The 19,183-nt window shown below is 48.3% G+C and carries 13 protein-coding genes; 10 read left to right on the forward strand and 3 right to left on the reverse strand.

Annotated elements, in window-relative coordinates:
* Positions 1-139: 139 nt before the first annotated feature.
* From KVT36_RS05600 to KVT36_RS05645, 10 genes are all read left to right on the forward strand, one after another.
* Positions 140-3,130: a TonB-dependent receptor gene (locus KVT36_RS05600; protein ID WP_254639852.1), complete on the forward strand. Its 2,991-nt coding sequence runs from the start codon at positions 140-142 to the stop codon at positions 3,128-3,130.
* A 19-nt stretch (positions 3,131-3,149) separates the two neighbouring features.
* A complete protein-coding gene (locus KVT36_RS05605; RefSeq protein ID WP_254639853.1) occupies positions 3,150-4,856 on the forward strand; it encodes a RagB/SusD family nutrient uptake outer membrane protein in 1,707 nt (568 codons plus the stop codon).
* Positions 4,857-4,879: 23 nt separating this feature from the next.
* Positions 4,880-6,502 carry a polysaccharide lyase family 1 protein gene (locus tag KVT36_RS05610; RefSeq protein WP_217602525.1) on the forward strand — a complete coding sequence of 541 codons (1,623 nt, stop codon included), beginning with the start codon at positions 4,880-4,882 and terminating at the stop codon, positions 6,500-6,502.
* Between the two features lie 404 nt (positions 6,503-6,906).
* Positions 6,907-7,767, forward strand: coding sequence for an STAS domain-containing protein (locus tag KVT36_RS05615; RefSeq protein ID WP_217602526.1), 861 nt, complete (start codon positions 6,907-6,909; stop codon positions 7,765-7,767).
* Positions 7,768-7,800: 33 nt separating this feature from the next.
* Positions 7,801-8,184 carry an STAS domain-containing protein gene (locus KVT36_RS05620; protein WP_254639869.1) on the forward strand — a complete coding sequence of 128 codons (384 nt, stop codon included), beginning with the start codon at positions 7,801-7,803 and terminating at the stop codon, positions 8,182-8,184.
* A gap of 7 nt (positions 8,185-8,191) precedes the next feature.
* Positions 8,192-8,578, forward strand: coding sequence for an anti-sigma regulatory factor (locus KVT36_RS05625; RefSeq protein ID WP_254639854.1), 387 nt, complete (start codon positions 8,192-8,194; stop codon positions 8,576-8,578).
* Positions 8,571-9,587 (forward strand): ATP-binding protein, encoded by a 1,017-nt coding sequence (locus tag KVT36_RS05630; RefSeq protein ID WP_217602529.1) that lies wholly within the window; start codon positions 8,571-8,573, stop codon positions 9,585-9,587. The genes KVT36_RS05625 and KVT36_RS05630 overlap by 8 nt, the downstream gene beginning before the upstream one ends.
* Positions 9,588-11,219 (forward strand): ATP-binding protein, encoded by a 1,632-nt coding sequence (locus tag KVT36_RS05635; protein ID WP_254639855.1) that lies wholly within the window; start codon positions 9,588-9,590, stop codon positions 11,217-11,219.
* Positions 11,220-11,244: 25 nt separating this feature from the next.
* Positions 11,245-11,676 carry a response regulator gene (locus KVT36_RS05640; RefSeq protein WP_217602530.1) on the forward strand — a complete coding sequence of 144 codons (432 nt, stop codon included), beginning with the start codon at positions 11,245-11,247 and terminating at the stop codon, positions 11,674-11,676.
* A gap of 144 nt (positions 11,677-11,820) precedes the next feature.
* The gene (locus KVT36_RS05645) at positions 11,821-14,046 is read left to right on the forward strand and encodes a GH92 family glycosyl hydrolase (protein WP_217602531.1); all 2,226 of its coding nucleotides are present in this window, start codon (positions 11,821-11,823) and stop codon (positions 14,044-14,046) included.
* A 180-nt stretch (positions 14,047-14,226) separates the two neighbouring features.
* Here the strand turns inward: KVT36_RS05645 and KVT36_RS05650 are convergent, their stop codons facing one another.
* The 3 genes from KVT36_RS05650 to KVT36_RS05660 all read right to left on the reverse strand — a co-directional run bounded on the left by KVT36_RS05650 (position 14,227) and on the right by KVT36_RS05660 (position 19,041).
* A complete protein-coding gene (locus tag KVT36_RS05650) occupies positions 14,227-15,342 on the reverse strand; it encodes a hypothetical protein (RefSeq protein WP_217602532.1) in 1,116 nt (371 codons plus the stop codon).
* Between the two features lie 116 nt (positions 15,343-15,458).
* Positions 15,459-15,896: a cysteine peptidase family C39 domain-containing protein gene (locus KVT36_RS05655; RefSeq protein WP_217602533.1), complete on the reverse strand. Its 438-nt coding sequence runs from the start codon at positions 15,894-15,896 to the stop codon at positions 15,459-15,461.
* Positions 15,877-19,041: a lantibiotic dehydratase gene (locus KVT36_RS05660; RefSeq protein WP_217602534.1), complete on the reverse strand. Its 3,165-nt coding sequence runs from the start codon at positions 19,039-19,041 to the stop codon at positions 15,877-15,879. The genes KVT36_RS05655 and KVT36_RS05660 overlap by 20 nt, the downstream gene beginning before the upstream one ends.
* Positions 19,042-19,183 lie beyond the last annotated feature (142 nt).

The raw sequence follows: 19,183 nt of genomic DNA on the forward strand, positions 1-19,183 counted from the left end.
AACGGAAACCACGTCAGGTAACCTATGCAACTACACAGCTTATGATCTATTTGCCATACTGGGAGCTTTTCTGGGGCGCAGCCCAACAAACAGCTACCAGTGTATTTATGCTTAACCATTCTAAAACAAATACTGCGTTATGAAAAATAAAACCACGTTAGTATACTTATTTATTGTATTGCTGCTAGGCAGTTACACGCATGTAATGGCCCAGCAAAGAACCGTAACCGGTAAGATCATTGACCAGGTTACCAAACAGCCGCTGCCCGGCGCCACGGTAAATATAAAAGGTACCTCGCAGGGCGCTGCCGCCAATGCCAGTGGCGTATTCTCCATCCCGGTGCCGGGTGATAATACGGTGCTGGTGGTAACCTACATAGGTTACGGCACACAGGAGATCACGGTTGGTAAACAAACAGACCTGAACATTGCATTAAGCAATGCCATCTCCAACGTAAATGAGATAGTGGTGATCGGCTATGGGCAGGTGAAAAAGCGCGACCTTACCGGCGCTGTTGTATCCATAAAGGGCGATGAAACGGTAAAGGTGCCTGCCTCCAATGCCATTGAGGCCTTGCAGGGTAAAATTCCCGGTGCAGATATTTACCGTGACAATGGTTATGCAGGCGGCCAGTCGAACATACGTATACGGGGTACCCGTTCTATCGGTAACCCTGCCAGCTCAAACAATGTGTTATACATTGTAGATGGCGTGCAGGGCGTAAGTATGTCGGACATTGACCCGAATGATATACAATCGGTAGATGTGCTGAAAGACGCTTCCTCTACCGCCATATACGGTTCGCGTGGCGCCAATGGCGTTATCATCATCACTACCAAAAGAGGTACTACCGGTAAGCCGAAGCTAACCTTCAGCAGTTATGCCGGCGTTTCAGATGTGTCTAAGTATGGGCGCATGAAAAACGGGCCTGAGTATGTTGCGTTTAAGCGCGAAGCTTACCGTGCTGTAGGCACCTGGAACAGTGTTGCGGATGATCCGCTGATCTTTAACCAGAAAGAGCTGAACGCCATTCAGAACCAGCAGTATATTAATTATCCCGATCTGATATTGCACCATGGTACCCAGCAGAACTACCAGGTAGGGGTGTCAGGCGGTACGGATAAAACAAAGATCTATTTCTCTGCAGGATACTATCGTGAAAAGGGCATTTTAGCGGGCGATGATTATAAACGTTATACCGCACGTTTTAACCTGGATCAGACTATTAACAGCTGGTTAAAGGTGGGTATCAGCAGCCAGTATGCGAATATTAATAATAATATACGCCGCGATCCTTTCAACGCTGCATCCAAAGCCATTCCCCTGGGCCTGCCTTATGACTCGGCGGGTAATGTGGTCATGTACACGGTAGACCGTTTGCAGATAAATCCATTGATAGATGAGCAGCCCGGCTCCTGGGCCGCCAATACAAAGACCAACCGTTTTTCAGGCGCTGTCTATGCAGATATAACGCCGCTGAAAGGCCTGGATATCCGGTCCACTTTTTCTACTACGCAATGGAGCTCCGTAGCCGGGCAGTTTTATGGAAAAAACTCCATTAACGGCAATGGCGCCAATTCACAGGCCTCTGTTACCAATACGCAAAGTAATTTTATAAGCTGGGAAAACATCATCACCTATAACAAGGAAATAAAAGATCACGCCTTTACAGTTACAGGCGTAACCAGCTATATACAGAACATTGGTACCGGAAGTTATGCGCTTGCAAAGAACCAAACCTTTCCCTCACAGCTATGGTATAACCTGGCCGGCGCTACACAGTCGCCCGGTTATGGCAGTAACTACAACAAGTATGCATTATTATCATTTACCGGCCGTATTAACTATAGCTACCAGGGCAAGTACCTGTTAACACTAACCGGCCGTAGTGATGGATCTTCCAAGCTGGGACCCGGTAACAAATGGGCTTTCTTCCCTTCAGTAGCGGGCGCATGGCGTGTGAGCGACGAGAACTTTATGAAAAAGCAGCGCCTGTTCAGCGAGCTGAAATTAAGAGTAGGCTACGGTATTTCCGGTAACGATGTAATTGCGCCTTACGCTACGCAAAATACTTTAACGCAGATCAAGTTCTCTTATGACGATACCAACCTGGCCCCCGCCTATACCATTAATCCCAGTATTGGTAACAGCGATCTGAAATGGGAGCTGACTGCCACCACCAATATAGGCGTTGACTTTAGTTTGCTGAAAGACCGCATCAGTGGTACGGTTGACTATTACGATGCGCGCACCTATAACCTGATATTCCCCTACACCATGCCAAGCAGCACAGGAGTATCCACCATCAGCCGTAATATAGGTAAGACCAGCAACCGGGGCGTGGAAGTAAGCTTAACCACCAATAATATTGTGAGCCGTAACTTCCGCTGGACCTCTACCATCTCTTATGCACACAATAAAGAAAAAATTACAGAGCTGCCCAACGGCAATGTAATTGATAACGACTATCGCAAATCGCTGATCCTGGGACAGTCGCCCACCATTTATTATGACTACAAGAAACTGGGTATATGGCAAACCGGTGAAGCCGCGCAGGCCGCCCAGTATGATGCATTACCCGGTGATATTAAGCTAGCGGACATTTCAGGGCCGGATGGTAAACCGGATGGGAAGATCACGGCAGCCGACCGTACCATTATAGGCACCCGTGTACCCAAATGGACGGGCGGTTTTAATAACAATTTTACCTACAGGAATTTTGACCTGAATATCTTGTTCATTGCCCGTGTAGGCCAGTGGATGAGCTCTGACTATTATGCCAAATATGTGCGCAACGGTTCCCAGAACGGATCGGCAGTGGATTACTGGACACCGGAAAATCCCACGAACGCTTACCCGCGTCCGAATGCCACCCGCAGCTCATCAAACATCACCACTTTAACAGAGTATGAGAACTCTTATGTAAAGCTGCGCAACATTACGCTGGGTTACAATGTGCCTAAATCATTCATCAGCAGGGCAAAGATCGAGAACGTAAGGATCTATGTATCCGGTAAAAACCTATGGTTCTATTCCAGTAACAACAAAGACTTTGATCCGGAAAGTGAAGGGATCATTGACCAGCCTTTGAGCAAGCTGTTCGTGGCCGGTTTGAATGTTACATTTTAATCATTAAAATCTGAAGAAAATGATGAAGCTGCATATAAACAAGATAGTACTGCTGTTAATGGCAACATGCACTATAACAGCCTGCACTAAAAAGCTGGATGAATATAACCCGGGTGGCGCCACGGTAGAAAGCCTGTTCAATACCCCGGAAGGTTTTGAATCGGCCGTTACTGCTACGTATACCTATAACCGTAGCTTATTCGGTAAAGAAGAAGGTTATGCATTGCTGGAAGCCGGCACAGATATATGGACCAATGCTGCTTTTAATGGCAACACGGGCATTAACGGTATTTTTCCCAACACACCGCTTACCACTTACCAGGGGCTTATTTCCGATAACCTGTGGGTAAATACCAGTCTGTGGGTGCCCTGTTACGCGGCCATTAACCTGTGTAATACCGGCTTAAAACATATCAATGACGCCGGTTTGGCTGATACCCGTAAGCCGGTGCTGGAAGGGGAGCTGCGCTGTATGCGGGCCTGGTATTATTACCTGCTGGCAGAAGCATTTGGCCCGGTGAATTTTACGCTGGAGCCTACAGAAGGGATGCTTACAACCGCCAACCGTACCCCGGTTGAAAAAATATATGAGCAGATCTTTGCCGACCTGCAGTTTGCAATAGATCACCTGCCATCCACCGCAGCTGATTACGGCCGCGCCACCAAACCGGTAGCAGAAGCATTAATGGCCCGTATAAACCTTACCCGCGGCAATAACCAGGCAGCCAGTAATTACGCAAGCAGCGTAATTAAAAATTACAAATTTTCACTGCTGCCTAATTATGCCGATCTGTGGAAGATGGAGAATGAAAAGAATGCAGAAGTAGTATGGGGCCTTAACTACTCCAAAAACCTGGAGGTGAATGCAGGCAGCAATGTAGGGCATAGCATGTTTGTAATGAACTATATTGACCAGCCGGGCATGCAGCCGGATGTGCCCAATGAAGTAGCCAATGTACGCTGGATGCCCACACAGTTCCTGCTGGATCTTTTTGACGAAACATCCGATGCCCGTTTCAGCGCCTCTTTCAAACAGGCCTGGATAGCCAACAACAGCAAAACACTGCCTAAGTGGACCACCGCCGATGCAGCACAGAACCCGGTGCTAGGCCCACTGGTAGGCAGCAATAAGTTTGAGGTGGGCGATACTGCATTATTTGTAAGCAAATACCCGGTTGATAATTTTCAGCAGAAATACAGTACCCGTTACCGTTATACCACTTATGACCGGGATGATATCTATGATGCAAATGGCAAACCTAAGGACCGCTTCCACTACATTACCCTGCAGAAGTTTGCAGACCCTACCCGTGGATCAGCTACAGAGCCTCAAAGTTCCCGCGATGTTTTTTTAATACGCCTGGCTGAAATGTACCTGGTAGTGGCTGAAGCGCAAATGAAGCTGGGCAAGCTGGATTCTGCCGCCCTGTACATCAATAACCTGCGCAAACGGGCCATTATTCCCGGAAAGGAAGCGGCTATGGAGGTGAAGCCGGCTGCTATTAATATAGATTTTATACTGGATGAACGTGCGCGCGAGCTTGCCGGTGAACAGCTGCGCTGGTTTGACCTGAAACGTACGGGCAAGCTGCTGGAGCGCGTGGGAGCGCATAACCCGGATGCAGCTGCTTACATAAAATCTTATCACATGCTGCGCCCCATACCACAGGCCCAGCTGGATGCAGTTACCAATAAAAGCGAGTTTAAACAGAACGATGGTTATTAAAGCACAAATAATATATGCCTGATATGAAGAAGCTCTTATTTCAACTACTTACTGTAACCTGCATGAGCGGCATAGCCTGCACGGCATACGCACAGTACCCGGTGATCCCCAAATCCATGGAGGATTCTGCCGATGCCGTAATGGCGCAATACAAAAAACAATCGGACATAGCTTTTACCAAAGCAATGCCTACTATTGAAGCAGAAGCAAAAAAAGGGAAACCCTATATACCCTGGGCGCAAAAACCGGAAGACCTGCCCCAGGCTAAGATCCCCGCCTTCCCCGGTGCAGAAGGCGGCGGCGCTTATACTTTTGGCGGCCGTGGCGGTAAGGTATGCGTAGTTACCAGCCTGGCAGACAGTGGTCCCGGCACATTCCGTGATGCCTGCGAACAGGGAGGCGCCCGCATAGTGGTATTTAATGTAGCCGGTATTATTCATTTGAAAAGTCCTGTCAGTATACGTGCGCCGTACATCACCATTGCAGGGCAAACAGCGCCCGGCGATGGGGTGTGCGTAGCCGGTGAATCCGTATGGATCGATACGCATGATGTAGTGATCCGTTACATGCGCTTTCGCCGTGGCGCCACAGAAGTAACCCGCCGTGATGATGCGCTGGGCGGCAATGGGGTTGGCAACATTATGATAGACCATGTATCCGCCAGCTGGGGCCTGGATGAGAATATGTCCATGTACCGGCACGTATATGATAAAGGCGATGGCTCCAAACCGGAGAAGCTGCCCACGGTAAATATTACCATCCAGAACTCCATTTTTTCAGAAGCCCTGGACGTATATAACCATGCCTTTGGCAGCACCATTGGCGGCTTAAACAGCACCTTTATGCGCAACATGTGGTGCAGCAACATTAGCCGCAACCCTTCCATTGGTATGTATGGCGACTTTGGTTTTGTGAACAACGTAGTGTTTAACTGGTGGAACCGCAGCGCAGATGGCGGCGATCATCGTTCAAAATTCAATTTCATTAACAACTACTTTAAACCCGGCCCTATAACGCCGCTGGATAAACCCATCGGCCACCGCATTTTAAAGCCGGAAGGTAACCGTGATAGAACAGACGCTAACCATTACGGCCAGGCCTATGTGGGCGGTAATATTATGGAAGGTAATGAGGCAGTCACTAAGGATAATTGGGCCGGTGGCGTACAGATCGGGGAAATGCCGGATGCCGGTGAGTTTACAAAAGCCATCCGCGTAAATGAGCCTTTCCCGATCGCTAAATTTCCCATTATGACGGCAAAGGAAGCCTATGTTTATGTGCCGGAACATGCCGGCGCCACCTTACCTAAAAGGGATGCGGTAGATAAACGTATAGCCGAGCAGGTGAGGACCGGTAAGATCTTATATACGGGCGGCGGACCCAACACTGCCAGTAAATTTATTAAACGCCGCCTGCCGGCAGATTCCTACAAGCTGGGCATCATCACCCATCCCGACCAGGTAGGCGGTTACCCGGTATACAAAGGCACACCGTATAAAGATGCGGACAATGATGGCATGCCGGATAGCTGGGAAACACAGCATCACCTGAACCCGAAAGATGCGAAGGATGCGGTAGCAGACCGGGACCAGGATGGTTATACGAATATTGAGGAGTTCCTGAATAGTGTGGTAACCGGTAAATAAAAGAGCTGTTCCTGCGTTTGCAGGTAATCAATCGTTTCAATGATCATGATAGTATCTTTATACTATCATGATTTGTTTTATGCCGTTCTCATCAATAAAATAAGCCCTTTTTATTTTTAAGCGCGCTTTGCAAATACTAAAAATTTTCCTGACATTCGTTGCTACGTAGCACAAGGTTCCGTGTCAGTTCTACAACAATTTACATCATGCTTTTCGGCTTCATAGTGTTACAAATATTTATTAATACTATGAATTGCTTTGTTTGTCTATGTCGTGAGCAATTGAACAAAAAATCATTACAGGTAGCCTGCAGGTTCGTCATCAAAACTAGGTTCTGGTTATAAGAGCCCCGTTCCTTTTGTATACCGCACTTTATTTATATTAAGCACTTTAATTGATACAACATGAAAATTGATATCTCCAAGGTATTCCTGAAAAAAAAGAAACAGATCCTGGAACAATGGATGAAGAATCAGCTTGCAGATGAAAGCCTGCGTGAAGATCTGATGAGCAATGAAGAGCTCCGTACAGAATCGGATGAGCTGCTGGACGCCCTGGTTAGATCATTGAATGATAACAACCTGTCGGATGCCCAATCCACAGACTTTGAGAATGTAATAGAAATATTATCCGGTATCTCTATTTCCAGGGCCCGTCAGGGTTTTTCACCACGGGAAACCGGTGCCTACATCTTCAGTCTGAAAGAGGCTTTGTTACAGATCTTACAGGAAGAGTTGAAGAGCGACCCGGCACAGCTGACATCCCTTATACTTAAGCTGAACAAGCTGATCGATAGTTTTAGCGTAACCACTTTTGAAACTTTTATTAAAGGAAGGGAAGAGGTGATCCTGCGCCAGACAGATGAGATCACAGATATCTCTACCCCGGTGATACGCCTGTGGGACGGCATTTTGGCCCTGCCTATTATTGGCACCCTGGACAGCGCCCGTACGCAGGTAGTAATGGAAAGCCTGCTGCAGGAAATTGTAGTAACCGGCAGCAGCATTGCCATCCTGGATATATCCGGTGTGCCGGCAGTAGATTCCCTGGTAGCACAGCACCTTTTAAAAACCATCAGCGCTACGCGTCTAATGGGAGCGGAGTGTATTATCAGCGGCATTCGCCCTGAAATTGCACAAACCGTGGTGCACCTGGGTATTGATCTCTCCACTATTATCACCAAAGCAACTTTGGCCAGCGCCTTAAAATATGCTTTTGCAGTGCTGCAATTAGAAGTAAGGAAATCATCAGTAAAAAACAGCTAGTAATTGAATATGGATAGGATACCGGTTCTTCAAATGGGCAAATTCCTGCTTGTGACTATTCAGGTGGATTTGTATGACCGTTTGGCTCTGAATTTAGAAAGTGACCTGGTGCAGATGGTAAGCAAAACCGGAGCAAGGGGCGTGTTGATCGATATATCAGCGCTATCTATAGTGGACTCATTTATGGGACGCATTATTGGTAACATTGGTAATATGAGCAAGATCATGGATGCTGAAACTGTAGTGGTGGGCATGCAGCCTGCAGTGGCCATTACCCTGGTAGAGCTGGGGCTGGAGCTGAGAGGTGTAAGCACGGCATTGAACGTAGTAAAGGGAATGGAATTGTTACACAAGAAAATCGGTTCTTTAGAAGACACCACAGAGGAGGAAGAACACGATGATAGTAGTGCTGACTAAAGATTCGATGATCATCCAGAGGGAACAGGATGTAGTGCCGTTCCGTAACCGGGTAAAAGAATATGCCGTTAAGATCGGCATGAGCCTGGTGAACCAGACGAAGCTGATAACTGCCGCTTCAGAGTTGGTACGTAATATGCTTAAATACAGCAATGGCGGCAACACCGTGATAGAAGTAGTAAGCAAAGGAAGGGAGAACGGCATCCGTTTATCTTTTATAGATAAAGGACCTGGTATAAAAGATGTGGAGCTGGCCATGAAAGACGGTTATTCCACTGGCCGGAGTTTAGGATTGGGCCTGCCCGGCGCTAAACGCCTGGTCAGTGAATTTGATATTAAGAGTGCTGTAGGCAAGGGTACTACGGTTACCATTACTAAATGGAAAAATGGTTAATGCAGTTCATCTTCGCTTTAAGGCAACTGATAGGAGCTACTTTGCGATACTAAAAAAAGAGATACATGCCCTGGCTGCCGGCGTGGGGTTTACAGCAAAAAAATTAGGAGAGATAGATATTGTGGTGGCAGAGATTGTTTCTAACCTTGCCAAATATGCCACTGATGGAGAGCTGCTGGTAAAACTGGTGGAGGAAGATCATCAGCAGGGTATTGAGCTGATCTCCATTGACAGCGGCCCCGGCATGGCGGATGTTCCGAAGATGATGCTGGACGGCCATTCTACATCCAACACATTAGGGCATGGCCTGGGCTCTATAAAACGCCTGACCAACAAATTCCAGATCTATTCTTTAAAAGGATGGGGCACCATCTTGCACTGTGCTATTTTCAATAAAGCATTACCGGCTCTTGCCAGGCCTGAAAATATTGAGATCCGCTCCCTGATCGTGCCCAAACCGGGTGAAACTGCATGCGGAGACGGATTTCATTATAAAGAGACTAAAGAATATATTAAGCTGTTCCTGGGTGATGGGTTAGGCCATGGGCCGGATGCACAGAAAGCTGTGCAGGCCGCCATTGATGCATTCAGGATCTGTCCGGATCACAGCCCGCTGGAAAACCTGCGTTTCATACACCGGGAAGTAAAAAAAACAAGGGGGCTGGTAGGTACGGTAGTTGTATTTGACCGGAAGGAAAAGAAATGGTCCATCTGCGGTATTGGCAACATTCTCACCAAGCTACAGGGTGTTACCTTCTCAAAAAGTTATGTAGCATACAATGGTATCATCGGGTTAAATATTCCCAATACCATGAAGGACCAGGAAGTAGCATATGAGAAAGGACAGCACCTGATCATGTGCAGCGATGGTATTAAGTCGCGCTGGGACCTGCTACGCTACCCGAATTTGTTCCGCTATGATCTAACGGTGATGGCGGCTGCCCTGCTGAAAGATTTTGCGCGTAATAATGATGATATGTCTATTGCTGCTTGTAAAATAAATGTATAAATGATGCTGGACCTGGTAAAAGTTACGCTTAGTAATGAGATGGATCTGATCCTGGCGCACAAGCGGTCCATGAAGCTGGCAGAGCTGGCGGGCCTTTCCCTTTCCGCTCAAACCACTTTTGCCACCGCGGTATCTGAAGTGTCCAGGAATGCTATAGAGCATGGGCAGAACGGTTACCTGGTCCTAAGCGTATCCGGCCAGAAACGGGAACAGTATATTGTTGCCCGTGTTACAGATGAAGCACATAATGTACAAACCAACCAGGGACTGGAATATGCCAAGCGCCTGGTGAATAAATATAGCATTACCACCACCGGTGATGAAACATCCGTAGAGCTTTATTATGCCTTACCGGCCGCAGAAAAAATAGACCACCGGAAGATAGACGACTGGCGGAATATGTTCCGTAACGAGCCGCCTATTTCCCCTTATGAAGAGCTAAAGCGGAAGAACGAGCTGCTGCAGGACCTGTCGCAAAAATTGCAGGAAAATGAAAGCCAGTATAAAACACTGACCGATACTTTACCTATCATTATTTTTTCATTGAACCTGCAGGGTGAGCTGATCTATGCCAATGAATGGCTGTATAACTTTACCGGGCAAACCATTGCACAGCTGAACCAAACCAAATGGAAAGAAGTGGTGCACCCGGCCGACTATGATGCCTTTAGCCTGTTATTAACGCACAGGATCACCGCCGGCGCCTCCGCCATTAAAGCCCAGTGCCGCCTGCGGCATGTGAATGAAAAGGAATACTACTGGCACCTGGCCGCTTTATCGCCCCTGAAGGATGATAAAGGACAGCTCTTATACTGGATCGGTTACCTGGTGGATATTCATGCACAAAAGGTGGTGGAGCAAACCCTGGAAAATAATAAGGAGCTGCAACAGGCACAAACCCAGTTAAAGGAAAACCAAACCTTGCTGGAAGACAATATTTCTGAGCTGAACCGCAGCAACCAGGAGCTGCAGCAGTTTGCCTTTGTAGCCTCCCACGATCTGCAGGAGCCCATCCGGAAGATCAGCTTTTACAGTGATTACTTCCTGAATAAATACGCTGATAGAATAGATGATAAAGGTAAAGACTACCTGAAGGGCATGTTATCCGCCTCGCACCGTATGCGTAACCTGATCCATGACCTGCTGGCTTTTTCCCAGGTAGAAAAGAAACAGGTGGAATACCGGCACATTAACCTGAACCACGTAATACAGGATACCCTGCAGGACCTGGAGATCATGATCCGGGAAAAGGAGGCCAATATTGAGATCACCGCCCTGCCCTCTATTGATGCCGATGAAAGTATGATCCGCCAGCTGTTTGGCAATATTATCAACAACTCCCTGAAATATTGCAAGAATGATCAGCGGCCGCAGATCCAGGTTACCAACCGGTTAAACACCCATTACCTGGAGATCTTTATTAAGGATAATGGAATAGGATTTGATGAAAAGTATCTGCCCAAAATGTTCACGCTTTTTCAACGGCTGCATACCGGGGATAAATATAAGGGCACTGGTTTGGGCTTAGCCATTTGCAGGAAGATCGTTGCTTTGCATAACGGCGCTATCACCGCCTCCGGCAAAGTAAATGAGGGCGCCACCTTCAGGATCACCTTACCACTCAACCAATAACTGCGAATAACTGATAGTATTATCTATGGAAAAAGGATTTCCTAAAATTATGATGGTGGATGACGATGCGGAAGACCGCCAGATCATCAAAGATACCTTTGAAGATCTTGGATACGGAGCTGTGATCCATTTTGAAGAGAACGGGGAAGAAGCAGTGAAATACCTGCAGCAATGCACACCCCTGTTACCCTCCCTTATTATCCTGGACCTGAACATGCCTAAAATGAACGGTACGCAAACCCTGCGTTTCTTAAAGGGAAATGGGACCTTTGCCGATATTCCCGTTATTATTTTTTCCACCTCCCTGAATCCTATTGAGCGGGATGAGTGCCTGGCTTTAGGCGCGCATTCCTATGTAATAAAACCTATTTCCTATACACAAACGGTAGATGTAGTGAAGCACTTCTATAATTTATGTAATGAGCTAAGCAAGGCCGGATCTTCCTCACAGGATTAACATTTTATATACCTGCCAACAAGGTTTGTGCGTATTTTTACCCGGTAATGAAAAATAATTTTCCGGTTAGTGCAGCTGTTAAGGGCGCTGTTAGTGCTATAAATGTTTCTTGCACCCAGTTTTTAGTTAAATGACTTGTTTTCCATGAACATGAAGCAACTGGTATTTCTATTAGGGGCACAGGTGTGCCTGTATACTGCCATCCATGCGCAGCAAACACCGTTAAACGGCAGCAATCTTGATTATGTAGATCCTACCATTGGGAATGTGGGCCAGCTGCTGGAACCCACCCGCCCTACGGTGCAGCTGCCCAACCAGATGATACGCATGGCGCCTGACCGGAAAGATTTCCTGGATGACCAGCTTTCCGGCTTTCCGCTGAATATTGTTTCCCACCGCATGGGAGAAGTATTTTCCCTGAAGCCGGTGGTGAAACCGGTTACCAAAGAAAGCTGGCGCGCCAGGCTTACCTACGACCAGGAAATTACCCGGCCCTGGTACTATAGCACCTGGCTGGTGGATGATGAGGTGAAGGTGGAGTTTACGCCCGGCGCCAAAACCGGCATTTACCGGTTTACCTTCCCGGCTGCCGGCGATAAAGCGCTTTTACTGGGCGTGTATAACGATGGCCCATCCGAGTATAAATTTTTATCTGATAAGGAGCTAACAGGTATAGAAACCTACCATGATGATATTGAGGTATACCTCTATGGCCGGTTCAGCACCGGCGGCGCCACCAGCATATGGGATAATGGGCAGCTGCAGGCCGGCACAGAGAACAGCGGGCGGCATGTAAGATCCGTGATCAGCTTCCCGGCTGCCACCAAAACCGTTGAATTTAAATACGCCATTAGTTATGTAAGCGCAGCGCAGGCTAAAAAGAATTATGAAGAAGAGATCAGCCAGCCGGCCTTTGATGCAGTAGCTGCCAACGGTAAAAAGCTATGGGCAGCAGCCATGGGCCAGATAAAGGTAGAAGGTGGCACCACTGCGCAAAAACGCTCCTTCTACACCGCATTGTACCGCTGTTATGAAAGAATGGTGAATATTACTGAAGATGGCCAGTACTACAGCGGTTATAATAAGCAGGTGAATAAGGATCCGCGTGCTTTTTACGTGGATGACTGGTCATGGGATACTTACCTGGCCCTGCACCCCCTGCGTATGATCATTAACCCTAAGGTGGAGGAAGATATGTTGCAGTCTTACGTACGCATGTATGAGCAAAGCGGCTGGATGCCAACCTTCCCGCTCTTGTTTGGCGACAATGCCTGTATGAACGGGTTCCATTCTTCCATCATATTTTTAGATGCTTACCGCAAAGGGCTGCGAAATTTTGATGTGCAAAAGGCGTATGAAGGTATGCGTAAGAACGCTACCAGCGCCACTATGCTGCCCTGGGAAAATGGTGATAAAACACGGCTGGATGACTTTTATCATGAGCATGGTTACTTCCCGGCCCTGCATGAAGGTGAAAAGGAAACAGAACCTAAAGCGCATAACTTTGAAAAGCGGCAGGCAGTAGCCATTACACTGGGACATAGCTATGACGACTGGGCTTTGAGCCAGCTGGCTAAAGACCTGGATAAACAGGATGACTATACGCAGTTCTCCAAAAGAGGCATGAACTATAAGAACCTCTGGAACAATGAGCGGCAGTTCTTTTTACCTAAAGATGAAAAGGGGAACTGGATCAATATAGATCCTAAGTTTGACGGCGGCATGGGTGGCCGTGATTATTATGATGAAAATAACGGCTGGACCTATATGTGGCAGGTGCAGCAGGATGTACCGGGCCTGGTGGATTTAATGGGCGGCAAAAAACCTTTTGAAGACCGGCTGGACCAGCTTTTCCGCGAAGGGCTGGACCGTTCCAAATATGCCTTCTGGGCCAAGTTTCCCGATGCTACCGGTTTGGTGGGCCAGTACTCTATGGGTAATGAGCCCAGCTTTCACATTCCTTACCTGTACAACTTTACGGATGCACCCTGGAAAACGCAGAAGCATATACGCTTACTGCTGGATGTGTGGTTTAAGGATAACATATTTGGTGTGCCCGGCGATGAAGACGGTGGCGGCATGATGGCCTTTGTGGTATTTTCTTCTATGGGCTTTTACCCGCTTACGCCCGGCTTACCGCTGTATACTATAGGCAGCCCGGTGTTCAGCAAAGTAACCATTGACCTGCCCAATGGCAAAAAGTTTACGCTCACTGCAAAGAACTGTTCTGTTACCAATAAATATATTCAGCATGCTACTATGAACGGCAAGGCGCTGAACACGCCCTGGTTTACGCACGATCAGCTGATGAACGGCGGCCAGCTGGTATTGGAAATGGGGCCGGTACCTAATAAAACCTGGGGGAAATAAAAGAATGTAAAATCATAAATGTAAAATTTCAAACCGACGAAGGAGGTTCATAGAGACCATTTAAAAGACTTTATGAACGAGATAAATGTAAAAGTGAAATGCCGCGAATATGGGCCAGTACCCGTATCGCGGCATTTCACTTTTACATTTATGATTTAAAATTTTACATTTTACATTCTATTACTGCTGCGGCGCTGTCTGGAAAGAAACCTTCTCCACCACCACATCTAACTTCTTCAGCGCTGCCTGGTCTGATCTTACTTTTTTATCGCCGGTAACCTGGTCATATTGTTTCGGATCGCCGGTATTATTAGCTTTTAGCTGCAGGGTCACGCCTTTTTTATCCATAGCGCCACCGTCCCAGCTATCGATCATACCGCCGTTGGTCCAGTCAAAACCATTGATGCGGAATGCGCGGCCGTTGATCTTTATCAGCTTTTCCAGCGGGTCGCCGGGTTTAATACCAAAAGGCGATTTCCATTTGGAATGCTCATGGGTAAAGGTTACGAGCTTGCTTTTATCTTCTTTAAATACTACTTCCATTTCATTATCCGTGTCCGGGAACACATAGTAACCGGTGCCCAGGTCATTGCCTTCCAGGTCCTGCGCAGGACGGGCTGCTACATTTTCCTTACCATATTTTTCCGCCAGCTGGTCCGGGGTGGTTAAGGGAAAAATGTTGCGCACATCCCAGTCATACGGATCTGCTGCCGGCGCAGCTGGAGCAGCGGGTGTGGCAGCAGGCGCTGTAGCGCTAGCAGGCGCGGTTTCCTGGGCGCTGCTGCCCGGTGTTACCGGCTGCCCGGTGGGGGCAGTGGAGGTAGCCGGTTGTGGCTGGGCAGGTGCTGCCGGCGGTGTGCCGGGAGCTACTGTGGCAAATTCACCGGATTTTATCAGGGTTGCTTTTTCTTCTGTAAGGGCTTTGGCCTCCCCTTTAAATTTATTTACCGTATAGGTAGCCAGGGGGAACACGTTGTTAGTTTGCAGGTTCATGGCGCGCAGGTTGGCAATCAGCTGCTGCCGGTTACAATCACTGAACTGGTACACGTATTTCAGGGCTGCATCCAGGGCCGCAGGGTCCTTTTTCAGCTCCACCATGGTTTTATCTATTTCCAGGCCGCCGGCGCCGCTGCGCGACATCTGGTCGGCTACAAATACCAGGAGGGGATCATTCTTCTGCTGGAACTTCTCTGCTGCTTTGGTAGAAAAATCTTCGGCCACGGCTTCCGCCAGCTTCACCTGTGCGCTGACGATCAATGGAAAAATGAGCGCGGCCAATACTAAAATCCTTTTCATGTGTGAGTGGATTGAATAACTGATAATCTAACTAATGGTATAAACGCTTCCGTACTCACTAAATTATGCAATATTTCCGCGCGGCCCGTTTTATTCTTAAGGGGAGTGATCTGGGGTTAAAAAGCCTGGCCGGGTTCCAGCATCAGCACCACGCCCTGGTCATGGTCCTCGATCCAGCCTTTCAGAAAGGTGGCTTTGTCCACTTCTATCAGCCCTTTTTCCGGGTCGGCCATTAGTATCTGGCTGCCTGGCTGCCCGCTGTTATAGTCCTGCGGGGGTATTACCACAAAATGGTTGCGGTTCCAGAGTATAATGCAGGGCAGGGGCGTTTCCTGGTCCAGCTGCTCAAAAGTAACAGAAGCTGCCAGGGTATTAAACCCCATTTGCTCGGCTGCCTGCCGCAAATGCAGCAGGGAGGTGCCGTCATGGTCAATGGTAACAAACTGCCGCAGGCTTTCCGGCGTATAGGTTTTACCGTAGTGCCGGGCCACCATCCGTAAACAGGTAGGGCCGCAATCCATTTGTGCTAACTGTCTATAAATTGGAAAGTCCATGTTTGCTGGGTAATGGCTGTTGCTGTTTCTTTTTTTGAATGGCAAGCTGTGATTCATAATAGCGGCTCATAAAATGGTAGATCACCAGCTCATGTTTGCGCTGGTTGGAGAGCAGCATACGGTTCAGGAACATATGTATATAGCTGGAAAGCTGTTCGTGTACCGGTTGTGCCGACTTTTGCAAAGCAGCAGTATTGCGCATGGATCGCAGGGTAAAAATAGCGATCACTTCTTCAATGGCATTTTCCGCATCCTGCTGCGGCTGTAAAAAGCTGCCCAGCTGGCGCATATGCTCCCGGTGTTTATCATTCAGCTGGGTTTGCAGGGCTTTGTCGCCGCCAAACTCCTGGAAAAAGCTTTGCTGCATACGCTTTAGCAGGGCGGCTTTGGCCGGCAGGTCATAACCCGCATCCTGCAGCAGCATATCAATACCGCGGGCCGCCAGCAGCCAGCGGTAGCTTTCGCCTTCCTCACCTTCCAGCAGGTCTATACAATCAATAACGGCCTGGCTGTCGTAGTAAAAAAGCGCTTCACTAAGCTCCATCGTTGCCCCGCCGTAGCGTTCAATTTCCCGTTCGTAGGTATCGGTTTGCAGTTTATGAACAGCGCCGCTGTCCAGATCCGGTTGAAGCGCAGTAAATAATTTTTCCAGCACCGTTTTCCAGAAATCCTTATCCGTGGCATGGTGAAAGCGGATGCGGATATGATGTTCCGGATCGCTATACCGTAAAAAGAACCATTGATCAATGGCGCCGGCTGCTACCAGCTGCTCCGTTAAGGGTTTGATCACGGTTTTTAAAATGCGTTCTGCGCTGCTGGTGCCACAATATATTTTTACGTATAGCCATTCACTGCCGGTAATAAAACGGCGTGCAGGCAAGGCCGGCTGCCTGGCCTCCGTGGCGGTGGAGATATTTACCGGCGTGGCTTTGGCAGCTGCGCGGTGCATGGGTATGATCACCTCGTTGGTGTAGGTGCCCTCTGCGCTGGTTACCCAGCCCAGGTCTGCGGTGTTTAAAAATTCCTGCAGCTTCACCCGCTCTTTTTTAATGAGCGTAGTGGCCAGCAGCTGCAGGCAGGCGGCATTGTCCAGGTCTATGAACAATTCATTATCGCCTTCCGCGATCACTAAAAAGCGCGGCAGGTTCCACTGCGTGCGTATTTTACCAAACAGCGCTGTATAATCCGGTTTTATATTTTTATCCGTTAGCTCCGGGTAATCTTTTTTATGCAATTGCCAGGTGCATTTGCTCAGGATGATCTTTCCATAACGTACCCGGGGTAAAAAGGGCTCCTGGCCCAGGTGCTCCCAGCCCCAGTAAAGGCCGGAGTGCAGCTGCTGGAACTGCAGGTCGCACAGGAATTTATACGCGGGCAAACCGCCTGCGCGGTAGTTATGGGCCGTGCTCAAACGCGGTATCACCCGCTTGTTCAGCTTTTGGGAGCGCAGCACAATGGTATTATTCTGCACGCTTACCATCAGGTCAGCGAGCGGTAGCTGGTGGTCTTCAGGCACGCTGCCATTACCCAGGTACACAATTTCATACTCACGCAGCTGGGGGCGCAGTAGAATGTTGCCTGCCCTGGCTTCCGGCAAGTGTATTACTTCTGCATAAATATAATCCGGGTGCTGGGCAGCTTCTTCCTGTAAACAGTTCTTTACCTGGTCGGTAAGCAAGGTGTCGCCATGGCAGAAACGGCCCAGCAAATTGGCGGCAGAAGGGCCGTTGCAGGTGCTTAGCTCAAACAGGTAATCACCGGCATCTATATCCGCAGCGCTTTTGCCCAGCAGGCTGCCCATCAGGTACATACTGTACGGCAGGTCCGGCGTATCGGTTTCTTTCAGCTCATCCAGGTCTTTATCCGTTAATACAATTTCCGTTTGGTGGTTGCGCAGGCATTCATGCAGCTGTTTTAGCTGGAAGTCCTGCAGCTTACCCCAGGAAATGGAATTGCTGCCCGTGGTTTTTTGATTTACAAAAATATCATCTACCAGCGGTGTATGATCCGCCTGCCCGCCGGTATGGCCGGCGTATCCAATGCCGGCTTCTGCATCCAGCGCAATGTTCAGCGGTATTTCCTGTTCCTCGTAACGTTCCCGGAAAGCCTGGGCAAATTGTTGCAGGTCAGGATTATTATTACGGCGGCTTAGCTTCCAGAGGGGAATAATTTCCTGTTGAATATCATTAATAACCGTATGGCTAAGCGTATTATGCTGTGTAGCCAGGAACAGGTCTGTTTGTACCAGGTCTTTACTATTGGTGTCCGGCAGCAGCTGTTTTACCAGCGCATGTGTTTGCAGGTATTTATCAATGCTGGCGCCGGGAGCCTGTAATAGCTGGCGGATGTTTTGCAGCGCTGCGGTAATAGCATCCGTATTTTGCAGGGTGGCCAGTTTGTGAATGAGGTGGTTAAAAAATTCTTCGCCGGTAACGGTGGGCTCCAGCTCACTTACCAGGATCTGGCTGTCTATGAGCTCCTGGATGAACTCACGTGCTTCACCCATCGTAATATCATCGCTCACAATACTTTCACATAATTGCGCAATGGTAGCGCCCTGTTTTGCTGTTTCTAAAATAGCATCCAGGTAATCCGTACAGTTCACGGAGGTAAGATCATAATGCCGGAACTTATTTTTTACCGTAAAGGAGGCATAGCGGTAAGCGTTACCGATCTGGTATAATGAATTATTCGGCACATAGGTCAGCTGTTGTTGTATCTCCGGCAGCTGTGTGATCATGGCGGCCAGTTCTGCCACATAGTTCATATCCAGCCGGCAGTGTTTTTTATGCTGCTCCATAGGCGCCAGCTCCACGCGGGTAGCAGCCGCTACCTGCCCGGTTGCACAACCGGCAAATAAGCCATAGGGCGTGCTGCGCGTGCACATACGCAGAATATAACGGAACAGCGCTGCTACCAGCTTGTTCACTTCCTTTTCGCCTGTAATGAGGCCCTGTTGCCACTTTTGCAGCTCCTGGCATAGTTCCGGGGAAGCAATGTAAATGGCTTCCAGCAAATAAGGTTGTGTAAAGATCTCTTTCACCCGGTCGTTTAATGCAGACAGGGGAATATCATTAAACTGATCCAGGAATTGCAGGGGTAACAAGGGGGTTCTGATCAGGTAAAAATCTTTAGCAGCTATCATGACGCAGATCGTTAAAAAATGAAAATTAGCGCATTTGCATAAAGCCGGATATCCCCTTAAACAGGGATATTTTTAACTTATCTACCTCGAAAAAGGCAGGATAATTTACAAAAATCCCCTTTTTACAGGGGGCGGCTGCCTT

Origin of the sequence: Chitinophaga sp. GbtcB8 (assembly GCF_019091455.1) — a bacterium.
GTDB lineage: Bacteria > Bacteroidota > Bacteroidia > Chitinophagales > Chitinophagaceae > Chitinophaga.